The organism is uncultured Barnesiella sp. (assembly GCF_946496565.1).
Taxonomy (GTDB): Bacteria; Bacteroidota; Bacteroidia; order Bacteroidales; family Barnesiellaceae; genus Barnesiella; species Barnesiella merdigallinarum.
Window position 1 is genome coordinate 22,892 of record NZ_CAMMHD010000021.1, and the last position, 19,989, is coordinate 42,880.

The 19,989-nt window shown below is 46.2% G+C and carries 13 protein-coding genes; all 13 read left to right on the forward strand.

The features are described from left to right. Positions 1-3 precede the first annotated feature (3 nt). Entirely contained in the window at positions 4-1,419 is a 1,416-nt protein-coding gene (locus tag Q1K76_RS10715) for an SUMF1/EgtB/PvdO family nonheme iron enzyme (protein ID WP_087407789.1), read from the forward strand. 34 nt (positions 1,420-1,453) lie between these two features. After that, the gene (gene gldL / locus Q1K76_RS10720; protein ID WP_087407790.1) at positions 1,454-2,491 is read left to right on the forward strand and encodes a gliding motility protein GldL; all 1,038 of its coding nucleotides are present in this window, start codon (positions 1,454-1,456) and stop codon (positions 2,489-2,491) included. A gap of 4 nt (positions 2,492-2,495) precedes the next feature. Further along, positions 2,496-4,070, forward strand: a complete 1,575-nt coding sequence (gene gldM / locus Q1K76_RS10725) for a gliding motility protein GldM (RefSeq protein WP_289542086.1) — start codon at positions 2,496-2,498, stop codon at positions 4,068-4,070. Positions 4,071-4,080: 10 nt separating this feature from the next. Then, positions 4,081-5,187, forward strand: coding sequence for a gliding motility protein GldN (gene gldN, locus Q1K76_RS10730; RefSeq protein WP_300133247.1), 1,107 nt, complete (start codon positions 4,081-4,083; stop codon positions 5,185-5,187). 196 nt (positions 5,188-5,383) lie between these two features. Then, the gene (locus Q1K76_RS10735; protein ID WP_300133250.1) at positions 5,384-5,953 is read left to right on the forward strand and encodes a sigma-70 family RNA polymerase sigma factor; all 570 of its coding nucleotides are present in this window, start codon (positions 5,384-5,386) and stop codon (positions 5,951-5,953) included. Positions 5,954-6,056: 103 nt separating this feature from the next. After that, entirely contained in the window at positions 6,057-7,241 is a 1,185-nt protein-coding gene (locus Q1K76_RS10740) for a FecR family protein (RefSeq protein ID WP_300133253.1), read from the forward strand. A gap of 162 nt (positions 7,242-7,403) precedes the next feature. After that, entirely contained in the window at positions 7,404-10,928 is a 3,525-nt protein-coding gene (locus Q1K76_RS10745) for a TonB-dependent receptor (protein WP_258327831.1), read from the forward strand. A gap of 13 nt (positions 10,929-10,941) precedes the next feature. Further along, on the forward strand, positions 10,942-12,702 hold the full coding sequence (locus Q1K76_RS10750) for a RagB/SusD family nutrient uptake outer membrane protein (protein ID WP_300133256.1): 1,761 nt from the start codon (positions 10,942-10,944) through the stop codon (positions 12,700-12,702). A 27-nt stretch (positions 12,703-12,729) separates the two neighbouring features. Continuing rightward, positions 12,730-13,662 carry a phosphodiester glycosidase family protein gene (locus tag Q1K76_RS10755; RefSeq protein ID WP_300133258.1) on the forward strand — a complete coding sequence of 311 codons (933 nt, stop codon included), beginning with the start codon at positions 12,730-12,732 and terminating at the stop codon, positions 13,660-13,662. A gap of 19 nt (positions 13,663-13,681) precedes the next feature. Next, on the forward strand, positions 13,682-15,586 hold the full coding sequence (locus Q1K76_RS10760) for a BACON domain-containing carbohydrate-binding protein (RefSeq protein WP_298662338.1): 1,905 nt from the start codon (positions 13,682-13,684) through the stop codon (positions 15,584-15,586). A gap of 30 nt (positions 15,587-15,616) precedes the next feature. After that, entirely contained in the window at positions 15,617-16,564 is a 948-nt protein-coding gene (locus Q1K76_RS10765; protein WP_258327835.1) for a phosphodiester glycosidase family protein, read from the forward strand. Next, positions 16,509-18,383 carry a DUF6528 family protein gene (locus Q1K76_RS10770; RefSeq protein WP_300133260.1) on the forward strand — a complete coding sequence of 625 codons (1,875 nt, stop codon included), beginning with the start codon at positions 16,509-16,511 and terminating at the stop codon, positions 18,381-18,383. The genes Q1K76_RS10765 and Q1K76_RS10770 overlap by 56 nt, the downstream gene beginning before the upstream one ends. A gap of 72 nt (positions 18,384-18,455) precedes the next feature. After that, complete coding sequence (locus tag Q1K76_RS10775) at positions 18,456-19,811, forward strand: T9SS type A sorting domain-containing protein (protein ID WP_258327837.1); 1,356 nt, start codon at positions 18,456-18,458, stop codon at positions 19,809-19,811. Positions 19,812-19,989: the final 178 nt, after the last annotated feature.

A 19,989-nucleotide genomic window follows, 5' to 3' on the forward strand; every position in this document is an offset into this window, starting at 1 on the left:
CCTATGAAAAAGATAATCGTGTATATCACACTCGCCATTCTCCTCGCATCGTGCTCCCCCTCGTCGCGCCACAGCGGTGAAGTGACAGGAGTCGGAGGTACGGCATGGAATGAGCCCACCCCCTACGGCATGGTACTCATCTCCCGCGGTTCGTATAAGATGGGACCCGCCGAGAAGGACACGGTTTGGGGCACCCAGCAGGAACCCCGATCGGTCTCGATCGACGCCTTCTGGATGGACGAGACCGAAATCACCAACTCGAAATACAAACAGTTTGTATTCTGGGTGCGCGACTCCATCATCCGCGAGCGTCTGGCCGACCCTGCCTACGGCGGTAACGAGGTCTTCAAAATCGAAGAGGACCGCGAAGGAAACCCCATCAAGCCCCGCCTCAACTGGGACAAGGCTATCCCCTGGCGCAACCCCACCGAAGACGAGGCCCGCGCCATCGAGAGCGTCTACCGCATCAACCCCATTACGGGTCAGAAACAGCTCGACGCCTCGCAAATGAACTATCGGTACGAGGTGTATGACTATACCGAGGCTTCGAAGCGGAAAAACCGCCTCGACCCCGCCTTGCGCGACCTCAACACCGACCACACCCCCAACTACGACGAAGTGGTGATGATTTCGAAAGACACCGCCTATATCGACGACGACGGCCGCATCATCCGCGAGACCATCACCCGTCCCCTGGGCAGCGAGTTCGATTTCCTCAACACCTATATCATCAACATCTACCCCGACACCACGGTATGGGTCAACGATTTCGAGAATGCCTACAACGAACCCTACGTGCGGCTCTACTTCTCGCACGCCGGCTACAACGACTATCCCGTGGTGGGTGTGTCGTGGGAACAGGCCAACGCCTTCTGCGCCTGGCGCACCGCCCTGCTCAAGGGCTCGCTCGGCCGCAACTCCGTCGTGATAGAGCCCTACCGCCTCCCCACCGAGGCCGAGTGGGAATATGCCGCCCGTGCCGGAAAGAACGAGAACAAATACCCCTGGGCCGGCAACCTGCCGATGGCCGAAAAGGGGTGCTTCTATGCCAACTTCAAACCCGACGACGGTAACTACGTGAAGGACGGCAACCTCATCACCTCGCCCGTAGGCTCCTACTCGCCCAACGAGTTCGGCCTCTACGACATGGCCGGTAACGTATCGGAATGGACCTCGACGGCCTACACCGAGGCCATCTCGCAAAACACCAGCGACCTCAACCCCGAATACAAGTACAACGCCGCCAAAGAGGACCCCTACCGCATGAAGCGCAAGGTGGTACGGGGCGGTTCGTGGAAAGATGTGTCGAACTTTATCCGTTCCGACATACGCATGTGGGAATACCAGAACGAGCAACGCTCCTACATCGGCTTCCGCTGCGTACGCTCCCAAATCGGGTTCGCCAAAGTACGTAGATAATTCAACCCCACCTATATAAAACAGTTCAGGAATCATGGGAAAATACAAAAGATATAAAAACCGCATTGAAAAGTTCCTTTCGAGCGACAAGGGACAACGCTTTTTCAATTTTGCATACAGTTTAGGCGCCGCCGTCGTTATCTGGGGTGCCCTGTTCAAGATTCTGCACCTCCCCGGCGGCAGCTTGCTGCTGTCGATCGGTATGGGTACCGAGGTGCTCATGTTCATCCTCTCGGCCTTCGATACCCCGCCCAAGACCTATCACTGGGAAGAGGTATTCCCCGTGCTGAACAGCAAGAACCCCGAAGACCGTCCCGATTTCTCGGGCGGTGGTGGCGGAACCGTCATCATCGGCGGTAACGGCAAAGGCGGCAATGGTGGTAACGGCGGTAACGGCGGTGGATATGCCGGAGGCGGCCAACTCGAAGTATCGGCCGCAGACGCCCGTCGGGCCGTAGGTATCCCCGAAGGTCTCAACCTGAGCGAAGCCGATACCCAAAGCCTCACCGACAGCATCCAGAAGATGTCGGCCGCAGCCGACCAGCTCTCGCGCATGGCCGAACTCACCGACGCTACCCAGCAATACCTTACCCAACTCTCGGGTATCGCCGAGCAGATGGACCGGTTGCGCCAGACCACCGAAAGCCTCACGGCCGTATCGAACACGCTGTTGCAGTCGTACCGCAACATCACCGAGAACTCCGAGGGCATCTCGGACACCTCGCAAGGCTACGTCACCGGCATGGAGACCCTCAACCGCAACATCAACGGCTTGAACACCATCTACGAGATACAGCTGAAGAGCATCAGTTCACAAATCGACAACATCGACCGCGTGAACACCGGCCTGCGCAACATACGCGACATGTACGAACGCTCGGCATCGGACAGTACCCGCTACTGCCAGGAGGCCGAAAAGATGACCCAATACATACAACAACTCAACTCGGTCTACGAGAAGATGATCACCGCCATGACCATCAACATGTACCGGCCCATGGGAGGCGCACCTGCACCCGCACCCACCCCCGACCCGACCGAGAAACCCAAAGACGACCCCGAACAAAAGTAACGACATGGCATCGAATAACAACAGACTTTCACCCCGGCAGAAGATGATAAACCTCATGTATATCGTCCTCACTGCCATGCTGGCCCTCAACGTGTCGTCCGATGTGCTCAACGGATTCAAGCAAGTTGAAGACGGATTGGAAAGATCTACCTCGAATGCTTCGCTCCAAAACGACGCCCTCTACCAGAAACTGGCGGCCTTCAACAGCCAGAACCCCGAAAAGGGCGGCCAGTGGTACAAGAAATCGCTGGATGTCAAACGACAAACCTCAGAGCTGTACAACTACATCGACTCGCTCAAGACCCTCATCGTCAAGAAAGCCGACGGTAAAGACGGCGACGTGAACAATATCGAACGCCAGGACGACCTCGAGGCCGCCTCATACATCATGCTCTCGCCCGCCCAACGACATGGTTCGAAACTGAGAAAAAAGATCGACGACTACCGCACCCTCATCAGCGGCTTCATGACCGACTCGGTGAAACGGGCCACCATCGAAAACTACCTCTCGACCTCGATTCACTCGGGCAACAGACGGGTGGTACACAACCCCTCCCTGTGGGAGACGACCATGTTTGAAAACATGCCCGTCATCGCCGCCGTCACCATCCTCACCAAGATACAGAGCGACGTGCGCTACGCCGAGAGCGAGGCCCTGCACACCCTCATCAACAACATCGACGAGGGCGATGTGCGCGTGAACCAGCTCAACGCCTTTGTCATCCCCAACTCCAAAAACATCATGCGGGGCGGCAAATACAGCGCCAACATCGTGCTGGCCGCCATCGATACCACCCAGCGGCCGGCCATCTACATCAACGGCAAGCGTCTGCCCGACGAGAACCGCGGCCTCTACGAGACCTATTGCGGCAGCACCGGCATATTCGACTTCAAGGGATACCTCGAGGTTCCGCGGGGCGACGGCTCCATGACGCGCCACGAGTTCTCCTCGTCCTACACCGTAGTAGAACCCAGCGCCACCATCTCGGCCACCTTGATGAACGTACTCTACGCCGGTATCGGAAACCCCATCAGCATATCGGTTCCCGGCATCCCCAACCACGCCATCCAGGCCACCATGACCAACGGAACCCTCACCCGGCAAGGTGACAACTGGATTGCCAAACCCTCCAAGGTAGGACAAAACGCTGTCATCACCGTAACGGCCACCATGGACGGCCGTTCGCAGACGGTAGCCAACACCCAGTTCCGCGTGCGGCAACTGCCCGACCCCATGCCCTACATCGCCTACAAGGACGAAAACGGCTATGAACAGAAATACAAAGGCGGGAAACCCTTCCCCAAGACCCGGCTGCTCGCAGCCCCCGGCATACAGGCGGCCATCGACGACGACCTGCTGAACGTGTCGTACCGCGTATTGCGATTCGAAACGGTCTTCTTCGACTCCATGGGTAATGCTATTCCCGAAGTCTCCGACGGAGCCAACTTCTCGCAACGGCAGAAAGACTCCTTCCGCCGGCTCTCGCGGGGCAAGCGGTTCTACATCTCGAGAGTTCGGGCCGTGGGTCCCGACGGCATAGAGCGCGACCTCTCGCCTATCGAAGTAATTGTAAACTAAGGCTAATAACATGACATACAATTCGATAAACATGAATATCCTGATAAAAAGCTGCCTCACCCTCGGCCTGCTGCTCTCGGTGGTGGGAGGTCAAGCGCAAGTAATCAAGAAAAGCGACTCCAACGACAGCAAAAAGCCCGACACCCAGTTGAGCGTGCGGGCCCAGTCGCTCTACGACACCCAGGATGCCTCGGACGCCGACATCCCCTGGATGCGGGTCATCTATCGGCAAATCGACCTCACCAAAGAGAAGAATCTGCCGCTCTACTACCCCGAAGAGTCGACCGCCGATCAGGAGAACCTCTTCCGAATCATCATGAAGCTGCTGGCCAACAACCAGATAGCCGCATACGAATACCTCGACGGACGCGAAATCTTCACCGACGAATACCGCATCAAGGTGCGCGAGATGTTCGACCGCTTCCACATACTCTATGCCGAAGCCAAAGGCTACTCCGAGAAGAACCCCCGGTTCACCCTCGAAGAGAGCGACATCCCCGCCAACGAGGTACTCTCGTACTACATTCTGGAGAAGTGGAAATTCGACCGCCGCACCTCGCAGCTGAAACCCTCAATCGAGGCCCTCTGCCCCGTACTGCACCGCACCGGCGACTTCGGCGGCGAGCCGGTGAAATACCCCATGTTTTGGGTCAAGTACAACGATATCCGCCCCTACATCGCCCGCCAGTATATCCTGGCCAGCAACGAGAACAACATCGCGCAGTATAACTACGACGACTACTTCCAGATGCGCATGTACGACGGCGAAATCTACAAGACCCAGAACCTCCGCAACCAGTCGCTCATGCAAATGTACCCCAACGACTCGACGCTCAAACAGGCTCAAGACAGCATCGAGACCCAGCTGAAGAACTTCAACAAAAACCTGTGGGTACCTACCCCCGAGGAGCTGGCCAAAGCCCGCGAGGCTCAGGAGGCCAAAGAGGCCAAAGCCAACGGCGAAGAGGTAACCGCCAAGGAGGAGAAAGAAGAGAAAAGTACCTCGCGCTCCTCCCGAGCCAAGAAACAGAAAGAGGCCAAAGCCAAAAAGCAAAAGCAACCCAAGCAGCAAAAGACCTCATCGGCTCCTGTCCGCTCGGTACGACGAACCCGATAAAAACAGACCTTCATACACCGCAAAAGTCGCCTCTCACCCGGGGCGACTTTTTTTTGTATATATCAGAGAATAGATATATTAACCATAAAAATTGGAATATAATTTTGGTAAACTTAAATATATTTGTAAATTTCCGCCGTATTTCGACAGGATTCATTCACACTGAGCTCTTTTGACCAAAATCTAATTTGCCATAATGTTAACCAAAGAAAAACATATTCAACAACTCTATCTACAATTCTTATGTGGAGATGACGACGCATTTTCTCCCTTATACAATGCTCTGTTTGATGATTTAATGCACTATGGTTGGCGCTTGAGTCGAAACCAAGAAGTCGTTGAAGATGCTATTCAAGACCTGTTTCTGAAACTTTACCAGAAGAGTTTTACCCTCAACGACACCTCCCGACTTAAACCTTTTCTATTTAGGGCTCTGAAAAACACAATTTACAATCAACTGAAACGTAACGCTAGAAGTACCGAACTCAATATCGAAAATCTGGAGTTTACACTTTCTTATACCATAGAAGAAAAACTATTTTCTCAAGATAAATATGCTCTAACCGATGAAGTAAAGAACATAATGGACTCTTTGACCGAAAGGCAAAAAGAGATTATTTACCTGCGATTCATCCATGATATGACAATCGATGAAATAGCTCAAATCATGGACATAAATACTCAATCGGCTCGGAATCTTATTTCTCGCAGTCTGCAAAAATTACGGGAAAGCTCTACTAAAGTATCCATTATTATCCTAATATAACTTGAATCCTCCACAAAAAATTAGCATCCCTGTGAGTATAAAATAGCCCCTTGCTTTGTCTTCTATATGAAAGGACCTCTCTAAAGCGAGAAAACATAAAAAGATGAACAAGGACCATACATTTACAGATATAGAGAAATTCATTCTCGACGATGAACTTTTTCTGTGGGCAAAGTATGGTCCTCAAAAATCCGATTTTGATTTAGAAGCTTACAAGAAAAAATATCCGGGAGAAGAGAGAAAAATAGATTTGGCTATTTCCATGATACGTAGTATCTCAATAACTCCCGATAAGAACATTTTCATAAATTCTTACAAAAACGATCTACTCAACAATATCTACAAACGAGCCGGGAAAAAGCGCAAAAGATCTCGTAGTTTCAAGAAATGGAGAATTGCAGCCAGTATAGCAATAGGGCTCATACTCTCTACAAGTGTTTGGTTCTTATCAAAAGAGTACTTTGTACAAACTCCCGATGCTTGCCTAGCCCTTCTCTCCGATTCGGTAGAAATGGGAAATAACATTCAAATTATCATTGACGACAATCAATCTATCAATGTCGACAAAACAATGGCAAGTATATCAATTGAAAAAGGTGGAGTAATCATGGTCGATGATGTACAAGTTGCCAACATAAATGCAAAATCCAAAACGACTAACAGCCAAATAATAGTACCCTACGGAAAACGCTCACACATGACGCTACCCGATGGCTCGGCCTTATGGATCAATTCGGGTTCTAGAGTTATATATAAATCCGATTTCGAAGAGAATCGGCACTTATATGTCGATGGTGAAATCTACCTCGATGTGCGAAGAGACGTAAATCACCCGTTCATCGTAAAAACCAATCGCATCGAAGTAAAAGTTTTAGGTACGAAGTTTAATGTTTCGGACTATCATATCGATACACAATCGTCAGTTACCCTTGTAAAAGGGAGTGTAGAAGTTACAACCGGCGAAAGCCGTACCAAACTCTCACCCAATCAGAGACTAGCTTATGAATGCGGACAAACAAATGTAAGGAATGTCGATGTAACACCTTACATCTGTTGGAAAGACGATATCATCAACTTCAATGATATGAAGTTACACGACATACTCAAATCACTCTCGCGCTATTACAATATACCTATCGAAGGTATTACCTCGCTAAATAACGATACCTGCTATGGAAATATGGATTTGAACCTTTCGATTGACGACGTATTGGAAGCAATTGCTTATACAGTGCCTCTCGCCTATCGACGAGAAGGAGAAAAAATAATAGTATATCCCAAGCCCTAATATCCGACACTAATATAAACACAACAATCTACTAATGCCTATGAACAACGAATAATACAGCAAAAACACATAAAAAGCCGGATAATATGGGCTAGATACTATCCGGTTAACAATTAGTAAAAAAACCGTTTTGTTATTCACTAATTTTAATTATCCAAAGATATGAAATTAAATTTGCGGTTAAAAACGACCGGCAATCAGTTAACACTTATTTTAAAGAAAACATTATTATTTTGCTTTTTTATAAGTTTACCTTTCCTCTCCGTTGCCAATGAATCTAAAAAGGGGGTAACATTAAACCTATCGAATGTCTCGTTAGTTACATTTTTTCATGCCCTTGAAAAAGAAAGTGGATATATCTTCTTTTTCAACAAAAGTATCATCGACCCCAATGTCCGCATCAATGTCAAAGTCACGAATGAACCTGTCGTAAAAGTTCTGGATAAGATATTACCCCAACAAAATCTCACCTATACTATAAAAGGGAGACAAATCATTGTAGCTAAAAAGAGCCGAACGACAGCTCAAAGTACCCCTATAGAAACAGAGCCGAACAGATACATTGTTTCAGGTCGTATTGTCGATGAAAACAGCGACCCTCTACCTGGGGTCAATATCTTTATAGCCAATGGGAAAGAGCGTACCATCTCCGATATCGATGGAAATTTCCATCTTGAAATAGATTCGGACAAAGAAGCCGAATTAACCATCTCTTATGTAGGGTTTGAAACTCAATCACAAAAGGTCTCCCCGTCAAACAACTCTATACACATTACTTTAAAAGAAATATCTTCGTCTCTAAATGAGGTTGTAGTAGTAGGATATGGCACACAAAAAAAGCTGAATCTAACAGGAGCTGTCGCTTCTGTATCTGGTGATATTCTAAATGATCGCCCTATTGCAAATGTAGCCCAAGGTCTGCAAGGTGTAATTCCTAATCTCAATATTACATTCAATAGTGGACAACCCAACCAAGCTGCCAGTTACAACATCCGAGGAAATACCTCTCTGAATGGTGGTAGTGCTCTCATTTTAGTCGATGGGGTCGAAATATCCGATTTGTCCCTTATCAATCCTCAGGACATCGATAACATTTCGGTACTCAAAGATGCCTCTACGGCCGCCGTATATGGGCCAAGAGGTGCTTTTGGTGTAATACTTATTACAACCAAAAGAGGTGACAACAATAAGAAAATACGAATCAACTACAACAACAATTTCTCTTGGAATACCCCGGCCCGACTACCCGATATGCCTCGCGCCGATATTTGGTGCCGAGCCGTCAATCAAATGATGGACTATGAGACTCCGGGAGACTATTACTTCAGCGACCGTTTCTTAGAATTACTCGATGCCCATATCGCCGATCCTGCTAACAATCCCGGCGTAATGGTTGATACCGAAGGGATTCAAGACCCTCGTAATACACCCTCCAACCCAGGTTGGCTATATGTGTCGAATACCGACTGGATGAAAGAATTTTACCGTCAAGCCGCCTTTATGCAACAACACAATGTAAGTTTGTCGGGTGGGAACGAACGGAACAACTACTACGCATCTCTCGGATATAAAGATCAAACCGGAATCTTCCGCTATGGAAACGACTCGTACTCTCGTTTAAATGCGACATTCAACTACAATACAGCCATAACCAAATGGCTCGATTTTGGCGTAAATTTCAAATACAACGACATGAGAAGTGACGAACCCTATAAAGAAGGGAGTTCATCCGAAACTTGGTATTACGAAGTTTATCGCATGTTTCCTACTGTTCCTATATTCCTCCCGAATGGTGATTATGCCGGCATAACTATTAGAAAAGGTGTCAACAGTGTTATTGGCACTATGGCCGAATCGGGAAGGAAAACCAATAAGACTCAAGACTTTTGGTATGGCGCCCAATTTACTTTAAAGCCTATTAAAGGACTCTCTATAAAGGGAGATTTCACTCAAAACCAATACTACAATACTCAAAAGGCTCACAAAAAAACCATTTACCAAACCATGCCCGACCGTGAAGGAGGTGCCATACAAGAAGAAAATATCACCCCTAATGGCGTTACCAATAACCAAGAACACGAAATATATTCCGTATTCAATATCTGGGCTGAGTATCAAAAATCGTTTGCCCAAAATCATAACTTTCAAATAATGGTAGGATACAATCAAGAGAAAAAAAGCTATGAGACCAATCAAGTTATAGTCTCCGATCTCTTCGACAACGAACTACCTATTGCCGGTATGGCCGAAACATTCAAATCGACAACCGAAACCAAAAAAAGTTGGGCTGTACAAGGTCTCTTTTTTCGGGCAAACTACGATTATCAATCGCGTTATCTGCTCGAACTGAATGGCCGCTATGATGGCTCTTCCAAATATGCTGTTGGTCATAAATGGGGATTCTTTCCTTCGGCCTCAATTGGATGGAGAATCTCTGAAGAAAAATTCATGGAAGCAGCAGATTGGTTGGACAACCTTAAAATAAGGGCTTCAATCGGGTCTTTAGGCAACCAGGTAACCGATGGCTACTACCAACACTACAGCTACTTAAGTTCCTCATTACAAAATTACGTAATAAACGGATCTATCATTACAGGGCTCAATCAACCCACACTAGCAAGCACCAACATCACATGGGAAAAAGTAATTTCTAAAAATATAGGTCTCGATTGGAATTTGCTGAATAATCGATTGAGTGGTTCTTTCGACTTCTATATACGCGATGTCAACGGTATGGTACGATCCAAAACATACCCTGCCGTATTAGGCGCCAGTGGTGGAAAAGAGAATATCGCCGATATGCGTACAACGGGTTGGGAACTAGAGATAAGTTGGAGAGACCATATCAATGACCTGCTTGGAAGCCCATTCGGATATTATGTATCGGTAGGCCTTTCCGACTATCAAGCAGAGATTACCAAATATGATAATCCTACGGGATCTATCGCAGGCGGCATGTACTACAAAGGTCAAAAGTTAGGCGAAATATGGGGCTATGTCACCGAAGGATTCATCACAAACGAAGTAGAAGCATCTGAAATGGACTATGTCCAGAAATTCATCTACTCAAATTGGAAGCCTGGAGATATTCGCTACAAAGACCTTAACGGCGACGGGGTAATAGACAGAGGGAGTGTAACTCTCTCTGACCCCGGCGACGTAAAAATTATCGGGAATACCACCCCTCGATACCACTTCAATCTACAGGGAGGATTCAGTTGGTACAATTTCGACGTAAGAGTCATGTTCGAGGGAATAGGGAAACGAGACTTATGGACCAACAGTGACCTGTTTTGGGGATTTTCACGGGGTATATACAATTCAAACATCACCCAATACCATATCGATAATACGTGGAGTTACGAAAATACCAGTGCCTACTATCCACGTCCGTCCTCTCTCAATCATAGCAAACAGGTACAGACCAAATATCTTCAGAATGCTGCATACATCCGGTTAAAAGATGTAACAATAAGCTATACTCTTCCAAAGAAATGGTTCTCCAAATTACGCTTAGAGCAGGTCAAGATATATGCCAGCGGACTCAATTTATGGGAAAAAACGAGTCTTCCTCCATTCATGACGCCCGATATTGTAGATAATATGGTCAACAATACCGGTGTCAACTCTGGAAAAGAATATGCTTTTATGAGAAGCTATTCCTGTGGTATTAACATCACTTTCTAATGTATCAAGTCTTATGAAAAAAATATTTTTTTATTGTTCTGTTTTATTGAGTCCCCTGTTTTCAGGATGTAACGACTACCTTGATCTCAAGCCCGAGGATGTAATCGAAAGTAATCACTATTGGGAGACTGCAAATGCCTCTGCCTTGGAGCAATATTGTAATACATTCTATCCAAAACTTATTATCGGACAAGGAAATCCCAATACCGACGGAGCCATGGAATTCATCTCAATCGACTGCCAATCGGATAATATCTATTCGACCGGCGCCAATAACATCGCTTGGGGACAAAATCTCGTCACCACCTCCGATAGTCAATGGTCATGGTCTATTATCAGAGGGTGCAACGAATTCTTGAACAACTATCAGCGATCTCCAGCAGGGGAATCGGCTAAAAACCAATATGCCGGAGAAATATACTTCTTTAAAGCTTTGGATTATTTCAACAAGGTTGTTCGTTTCGGCGATGTACCTTGGTATACAAAACCTCTGACGACTAATAGTCCCGAACTGTATCAAGGTCGAAACTCTCGATACGAAGTCATGGACTCTATTCTCATGTGCCTAGATAGAGCCGTAGAACTAATGGCCAAAAAGACCAATGTAGCCCGTGTTAGCAAAGATGCCGCACTTGCTCTTAAAGCAAGAGTCTGCCTATTTGAAGGAACATGGCGGCTGTATCGGAATCTTGAGGGATCTGAAAAATTCCTCCGAGAGGCTTACAATGCCGCCGGAGAACTTATGAAACCCGAATATGGATATAGCCTATACAACACTGGGAATAAACCCTATTACAATCTTTTCATTCAAGACAATTACACCGGGAACAGTGAAATTATTCTTTCCAAAGAATATGACGCATCTATCAATATGGGCCATGACATAAGCCGTACTTTACCCTTATCCAATTATGGCATGAGCCGCGACTGCTTCGAAGAATACCTCTGTGCAAAAACAGGATTGCCCATCTCGCAATGTAGCTGTCACAAAAACAAGAGTTCTTCGATAGAGATGAGACTTCGTGACCCTCGCTTATTGCAAACAATCTGCAACCCAGCCGATGGCGAAGACTGCTACTACCTTTGGAAAACTGTCAATGGGAAAAGAGTAGGCGGTGCGCCCAATATCTTCTCTTACATGGAAGGAACCGATGACAGACCCTATTACGGAACCTCCACGACGGGATACTGCATTGCCAAATACTATAATCCCGCCGAATATGTAGATTTACGCTTCAAAGGTAGTGTCGACTCCCCCATCTTCCGCTACGCCGAAATTTTATTGATCCGAGCTGAAGCTGGAGCCGAACTGGGTGAAGATCCCGAACTGGATAAAACAATAAACCTACTCCGAAAGCGAGCCGGGCTGACATTCATGCTATCACCTACTCCCCCGGCAGAGGGTGAAGATCCCGACATGATTGAAAAATATCCCGACATCAAGGGCCCTAACGCCTACCTCATTCGTGAAATCAGACGCGAACGACGTGTCGAACTTTTTGCCGAAGGACTTCGATACATGGATATCTTGCGTTGGCACTGTGGACACTTGTTAAATCGTCCAAGGAGAGGAGCAAAATCCAACATGTATACAGCTAAAGAATTGGCTTATCTCACCGACAAAGTTCCTATCAAAGATGGGTTTATCATGCCTTATGATCTTCGAATAGACTATCAGCCAAATTTCACCGAGAAGAATTATCTATTCAACATTCCTCTAAACGAAATTTCATTGAACCCCAATCTTTTACCTCAAAACCCAGGTTGGGAATAATATATTTCAACCCGAAAATATTCGATTATGAAACAACTAGCAAAACATAGTACCCGTATACTAACAACGCTCCTGATAATTACAACGATAACCGGTTGTGGAGAAAACGACAACGCTCTCGACACCAAAGGAGCCCAATCACCTATGGTGCAAAATATTGCAACTCATGTAGAATATATCCAAAGTATCCAATCGGAAACCTCCTATAATTTATGTGATGGAATAGAAATCACCGACCTCTCTTTTACGTACATGAAAAAACCTACTCGCATGATCATTGCGGTCATCGATTTAAGTAAAAATGTCATAGTAGCAGCATCGTCTCCTAACAATAAAACGACCGGAATCAACGAATTACAAACAATACCCGAACAGGCCATGAGTGCCGAACAGGCCGGATTGAAAGTTTGGTTAGCCATTAACGGGGGAGAATTTAATTCAACCGAAGCCAAAGGTCTCTTCTATAAAGACGGCGTTGCTATCAAAGAGACCGCAGAGAAAAAGTATGACAACTGTGTCGTAGTCACTCGCGACGGTAAAGTACGGGTTTGTTCCGTTTCAGAATTTCTGGTTCTACGTCAGCAGGCAGTACATACCATAGGAGGCAAACAACGTCTTATGGAAGATGGAAATCTTGGTGCATTTCTGGCTGATGACAACACCATGTCCCTCCAAGCTCGCACTTTCGTAGGTACCAATATAGATGCATCCAAGTTCTATATTTTCGTAGTCGAAGGTAGCACTCCCGAATATTCTACCGGAATCAGACTCCGAGACGCCATGCTCATCTGCCAAGGGGCGGGTTGCTATCAAGCGACCAATCTCAGCGATGGTGTATACTCAACTTTTTCAGTACGGGAAGAAAACCCTTCGGGTGTTGTATTCAAGACGATTAACAGGCTTTCTCAAAATACACCTCAAAAGGTTTTGAATGGGTTAATAATTACTCAAGAACAGTAACATATTAAAGCGACAAACGATGAAAAACAAAATATTCTCTTATCTCCTTTTAGGGCTATTCCTCTCCTTTTTTATGAGAGCTATGATTTCGTGCGACGATGACGGAATCGTTCGCCGAGTAACGCCTGAACTCACTATTCAAGACGAAATTTCGGTCGGCCCCATGGCCGAACGGCTAGTGATCAACCTGAAATCGTCGTACCCCTGGTTTGCCGAGACCGAAGCCGACTGGATAAACATTCGTCGAGTGAGAGGCCATGCCCTTAAACCCGACTCCATCATTCTCGAAATTGCCGAGAATACCGAAATGGCCAACCGTACAGGATATATCGAAATACGACTGATGGACCAACTCTCCAAGAGAATACCTGTCACCCAACTGAGCCGGGGCAGCCTCATCACACTCCCCAAGAAGGTTATCTATTTTAACCGTCAGGGCGGCGACGAAATCGTCGACATCATCACCGAACAAGATTGGCAGTTCGAAACCATCTCTGGTGAGGGTTTCTCTATCTCGAAATCGGAAAACGGGAAGATGGTTATCCATGCCGGCATGAATACAACCGGTAATATCCGCCAACAATCCATCAGACTCTTTGACGAAAACCGTACGGTCGAAAATCAGTTAACAATTATCCAAAGTACCCGAGACGAACTGGTGGCATGGGCTCTTCTCCCCGAAGAAAAAGACTGCATCGTACAACGAGCCGGCGAAAGTCACGAATTTCTGGTTACACTCAATCGGGAAGCCGAGACCCGAAGCTCGGCCAACTGGATTAAGGTGAGTGCAATCCCGGCAACAAACAGTACCGAGAAGACAGATGTAAAAGTAACGGTATCAATCGACGAGAACCTCGACTATGATGAGCGTTACGGCTATATCCTTGTCGGAGAGAAAGGGAATATCGACAACTCTTGCGATACTATTTATATTGCTCAACGTGCAGCCAATGAGATAGTATATGTAAGAGCCGATGCCCCGGCAGGTGGTGACGGAAGTTCCTGGGAAAGAGCATTTAATACCATTTCTGCAGGTATGACAGCTGCCGACTATGCCAAATTGAAAGAACTGTGGGTGGCCAAAGGAGATTATCAAATCACCACTACCCTCAACTGGAAAGAGGTTAATGTTTTCGGTGGCTTCGAAGGGAATGAAGTAAAACGCAAAGACCGGGATTTTTCCCAAAAATCACGAATCATCGGAGGTCCGTTCCAGACGATGAATGCCTGGAACAATGAGAATGGAATTCGAGTATTCATCGATGGATTCATTTTTGAAGGAGCCAATAGCCAATCAGATTACATGGGTCCGCTTGAGATATACAAAGGGCGTGGACTTAGAAACTGTATTATCAGGAACAATACATACGGGAAAAACTCCGGTGGATATTATGATAATTGCGAACTTATAAACTGCCTCTTCTATGGAAACACCTCATTAGGCTCTACCGGAGCCGTGGTTCATGTTGCCAACGGCACAAAACTCTATAATGTAACTATCGTCAACAACCAAGGTGGAGGTGGAGCCGGAGGTGGTATCCGAATGGATAAAGGAACCGAAGCTTACAACACCATTCTGTGGGGCAACAAAGACACTCGACCCAAAGGAGGATACCACCAATTATACTCCGACTCAAATGTAAAACTATATAATTGTGCTATACAGACTGGAGATGCCATTTACCAAGAGCCAACCAAGAGTAATGTGATTTCTTTATCTTCCGACAACGATGCATCCGACGGGCCTCAATTTACTAACATCAATTCAGGAACCGAAGATTTTAGTCTTCGGAGTTCTTCAAGCTGCATAGACAAAGGGCTGAGCAGTGCCATTGAAACATTAAATATCTTCTACGACATCACAGGGAATCATCGTATTGCAGGATCATCAGTCGATATAGGAGCCTATGAATACCCTCAATGATAAATTTCTAAATACTAAAAAACATCGATTATGAAATTATATAAACTGACTTCCATATTGTTGTTCTTATCTCTCATCACCATATCTATGTCTTGTACTTCATCTGATGAAGAGGAAAAAAACTTTTCCAATTTACTCAATACCCTAAAAACAGAAACCGGGATTATTGGTGATATATATAATGAGTCTATCAATTCTTTGCGCAATGGGGTTACCGTACATGACATCGACTTTGAAAGCGAAGGAGAACGAACTCATATGTTCATTGCCCAAATAGACTTGAATCAAGTAACTATTATAGCTTCTACGCCCAACGACAAACCCGAATTGGCTAATCCCGATGCCATACTGCCTGTACATGCCGGATCGGCTGAAGGCAACGGAAAAACCGTATGGGTAGGAGTCAATGGAGATTATTGGGCCGAAAACTCTTCGGTTCCCGGAGGATTGGTTCCTATGGGTATATTTTACAAAGATGGCGTCGCTATTCGAACGACTTATTACAATCAGCATACCGAAGTTATCTACAAGACAAAAAGTGGAGATATAGGTATCGGCACCGTCAACGATATTTTCCCCCAATTAGATAACATGCAAGAGGTAATAGGCGGACGAGGCCTACTCATAAAAGACGACGTTCAACAAACCGTATTCGATGATATTTCACAATCGACCATACGCTATCCCCGGACGGCTGTAGGCATTAACAAAAAAAACAATACTCTCTACTTTCTTGTTGTCGATGGTCGTCAACAAGGATATTCTTCAGGTCTCGACCTAAATGCTATTGCTTCGTTACTTCATTCACTAAACTGTACCAATGCCATCGCATTAGACGGAGGTGGATCATCTACGATGATTGTACGAAAGGTAAAACCCGACGGATTAGTTACATTTCCCATCATAAACAGGCCTTCAGACAATGATGGAGCTCGTACTATATCCAATGGAATTCTGGTTATCGAAAAACAACAATAATACCATGTGTGTACATTACAAAATAGTTCTCTTATCGGGACTTCTTATTTCGTTTATCCTCCCGTCTTTTGCAATTGCTTGTAGTTGCACACCGCAAAACTCCAAGACAATCGCCATTGCCGAACAATCAAATCGGGCTTTTGTCATCGCACAAGAAAATGGTACAATTCTGTGGAAATGGGAGGCCGCCTCATCGTCAATTCCCGCCTCCAAACAAATATGGTTTCATAACCCCAGTGAGGTAAAACCGGTCTACAACGGCAAATATCTGCTTGTAACTGCTTCGGGAGGTGCGGTGGCTCTAATCAGAATTGCCGACAAGAAGGTCATGTTCTATGCTTACGCTGGCGAAAACCCGCACTCGGCCGAGCTGCTCCCCGACGGAAACATTGTCACGGCGTCGTCGACCGACCAACAAATAAGCATATTCCGCACCGACACGGTACTCGGAACCGGCCAAGCTATCAATAGCTACAAGGTCTCGGCAGCCCACAATGTCGTGTGGGACCGTATGAAAAACCTGTTGTATACAACCGACAATAACTGCCTGGTATCCTATGAATACAATTTCAATCAAGATACCCCGGCCCTCTTCAACCGGAAAGAAATATACCGCCTCACCGGAAACGGGTCGGAAGGCTCGCACGATCTGTTCCCAGTCTATGGCGAGAGCGCTCTCTTCTGGACAACCAACAGCAAGGTATACAAATACGACCTCATTACCGGGCAATGTAACGTCTGCTACTGCCTGAAAGAAATTAAAAGCATCTCGTCGGGACCGGACAACACGTCCACAATGATGCTTCAACCCACGGAGTCGTGGTGGTCCGACCGCCTGATCGATTCCTCTGGAAAGGTAATTTTTCAAAAACCGAATTATAAGATGTATAAAGCTCGCTGGATGGTCGATAATACCTTCAGTTATCCCCCTGTACATCAAATATCGAATAAATCGAAGCGTTCTTACTCCAACTTATCAAATACGCTAAACAAAAAAAGTGGTATTATTGAAAAGATAAATGGCGAATCTGTCCATTTACTACGAGATGGAGTAACAATATTTGACATCGACTGCCAAAGTAACGGTGATAGGACCCATATGTTTGTCGCACAAGTCGATCTCAACCAGGTTACCTGGGTTGCCTCTACCCCCAACGACAAACCCGAATTGGCTAATCCCGATGCCATACTCTCTGTTCACGCTCAAGCTGCCGAAAACAATGGTAAGACCGTGTGGTTGGGTGTCAACGGCGACTATTGGGCCAGAACCACTTCGGTTCCCGGCGGCTTAGTTCCCATGAGTATTTTTTACAAAGAAGGTTTCGCTATTCAAACATCTTATTACAACCAACACACCGAATTGATTTACAAGACGAAAGACGGGAATGTAGGTATCGGCATCGTCGACGATATACTTCCTCGTCTCTTCGAAATGCAAGATGTAATTGGCGGACGAGGCCTTTTAATCAGAGATGGGATAAAACAAATAGTAAACGATCAGGTTAGTCTGGCAGAAGAACGTCATCCCCGTACGGGTGTTGGAATCGCCAACCATGGTAAAACGCTTTACCTAATAGTTGTCGATGGCCGTCAACCGGGCTACTCTGCCGGTGCCAGTCTAAACGATCTCGCTACAATATTCCAGGCTCTAAACTGCTCAGATGCCATTGCATTAGATGGAGGTGGTTCTTCTACAATGATCATAAGAGAAGATACACCCGATGAATCGGCCTCCTTTCCTCTACTAAACAAACCGTCGGATAGTACAGGAGCCCGGAAAATTTCTAATGGGATTCTCATCATCGAAAACAAACCATAATACTTCTACGATTAAACCATATATAATTGACTTCGATCTATCATAAAAATCATTCACTAAAATTTAACAGCTATGAAAGCAAAACGATTACTTTCTTCTCTTTTAACGGCAGCCATCGCAGCATGGGGTCTCCAAGCTGCTGCCGAAGTGATTTACATCGTTCCTAATGGAACAGGTAGTGGAACCTCCTGGGAAGATGGAGCCAACATCAGTTCATTAGCCAAAAAAGTAGATGTAGAGGCCTGGATTAAAGAAGGCAACTACACTATCGATGCCGGATTCTACTTGGGACAAGGAGCCCAATTATACGGCGGATTCAAAGGTAACGAAACCTCCTTCGACCAACGCGACAAAACCATCAGACCTGTTTTAACGTCAAATTGCACCATGATGTCAGTCGGAGGCAACAGCACCTCCCGCACAGTCTATTTCGACGGATTGGAGATTGCTAACTGCGATTTGCTTAGTGCCGGGAACCGCATAATCATCGAAGTCTACGGTTCGGCTCAATTCAACAACTGTATCTTCCGCAACAACAAAGCCACCGAAACGGCCGGTATCCTGGCCTATGCGGGTTGCGACCTTACCATCTCGAACTGTCTGTTTGCCAACAATACCGTCTCGTCCAAGTTTGGTATCATGCGCAGCCAAGGTGACGTAACATTCTGTAATACCACCATCGTCAATAATGTGGGCTCTGGCAACTTCGACTGGAACCGAGTTGGCGGTATCTTCATCGAAAAAGGCAACGTGCGATTCTACAACACGATACTCTGGGGAAATACACCGGGCAACATCCGTTGCGACGCCACCTCGGGCGCCTCGGTAGAATTTTCAAATACAGCAATCGGACTTACCGAAAATGCCGACGGACGCAATACTTGGGGTTACGACTATCTCATCACCGAATCTCAAAAAGAAGGTTCACAAATTGTCATCAATGATAACTGCATCAAATTGGCAATGGACAATAATCAAGATAATGGCGATGCTAAAGCTCCGCTCTTTGTCGATCCCGAAAATGGAGATTTCCACCTTTCTTCCACTTCTCCGTTAATAGCCGCAGGCGATGACCCTGCTGGCCTTTTAGGCACAGCTTACGATTTGGACGGTAATCCCTGCATCGACGATGACCTCAACATCGACTTGGGAGCCTACCAATATTCCGGCACATCTAGTGCAATCAGCCATATCAATGCCGAAAAATCAGCAGTTGTATGCTACCCCAATCCGGTCAGCGATGTACTCTACATCAGAGCAATCAATGCTTATCAGGCCGATGTTTACTCCATTACCGGTACACTGGTACTCTCGTCAAACATCTTAGCCTCAGGACAGTTGCAAGTAAAAGACCTTGCACCCGGCTTCTACCAAATTGTTATTAAAACGACAAATGGAACCGTATCAAGCTCGATTATAAAACAATAAGTTTCCCTAAAACATAATGGGATTCCCCCCATTCTTTATGAACCCTAAAAGTTGGAATAGCTTTTAGGGTTCTGCTTTTACCGCCCATCTGTTAACTTATCCTTCCATAAAAATCACATCTAATTAGGGACTGTCGTAAAAAGAATAAAACTTTATAACGAATTGATTGCCAATGTAA

Excerpts from the sequence above, each read along its gene's own strand:
- Q1K76_RS10745 (WP_258327831.1), top strand. The coding sequence starts at position 7,404 with ATGAAATTAAATTTGCGGTTAAAAACGACCGGCAATCAGTTAACACTT.
- Q1K76_RS10740 (WP_300133253.1), top strand. The coding sequence starts at position 6,057 with ATGAACAAGGACCATACATTTACAGATATAGAGAAATTCATTCTCGAC.
- Q1K76_RS10770 (WP_300133260.1), top strand. The coding sequence starts at position 16,509 with ATGATGGAGCTCGTACTATATCCAATGGAATTCTGGTTATCGAAAAAC.
- gldM (WP_289542086.1), top strand. The coding sequence starts at position 2,496 with ATGGCATCGAATAACAACAGACTTTCACCCCGGCAGAAGATGATAAAC.
- gldL (WP_087407790.1), top strand. The coding sequence starts at position 1,454 with ATGGGAAAATACAAAAGATATAAAAACCGCATTGAAAAGTTCCTTTCG.
- Q1K76_RS10775 (WP_258327837.1), top strand. The coding sequence starts at position 18,456 with ATGAAAGCAAAACGATTACTTTCTTCTCTTTTAACGGCAGCCATCGCA.
- Q1K76_RS10735 (WP_300133250.1), top strand. The coding sequence starts at position 5,384 with ATGTTAACCAAAGAAAAACATATTCAACAACTCTATCTACAATTCTTA.
- Q1K76_RS10760 (WP_298662338.1), top strand. The coding sequence starts at position 13,682 with ATGAAAAACAAAATATTCTCTTATCTCCTTTTAGGGCTATTCCTCTCC.
- Q1K76_RS10765 (WP_258327835.1), top strand. The coding sequence starts at position 15,617 with ATGAAATTATATAAACTGACTTCCATATTGTTGTTCTTATCTCTCATC.
- Q1K76_RS10750 (WP_300133256.1), top strand. The coding sequence starts at position 10,942 with ATGAAAAAAATATTTTTTTATTGTTCTGTTTTATTGAGTCCCCTGTTT.
- gldN (WP_300133247.1), top strand. The coding sequence starts at position 4,081 with ATGACATACAATTCGATAAACATGAATATCCTGATAAAAAGCTGCCTC.
- Q1K76_RS10755 (WP_300133258.1), top strand. The coding sequence starts at position 12,730 with ATGAAACAACTAGCAAAACATAGTACCCGTATACTAACAACGCTCCTG.
- Q1K76_RS10715 (WP_087407789.1), top strand. The coding sequence starts at position 4 with ATGAAAAAGATAATCGTGTATATCACACTCGCCATTCTCCTCGCATCG.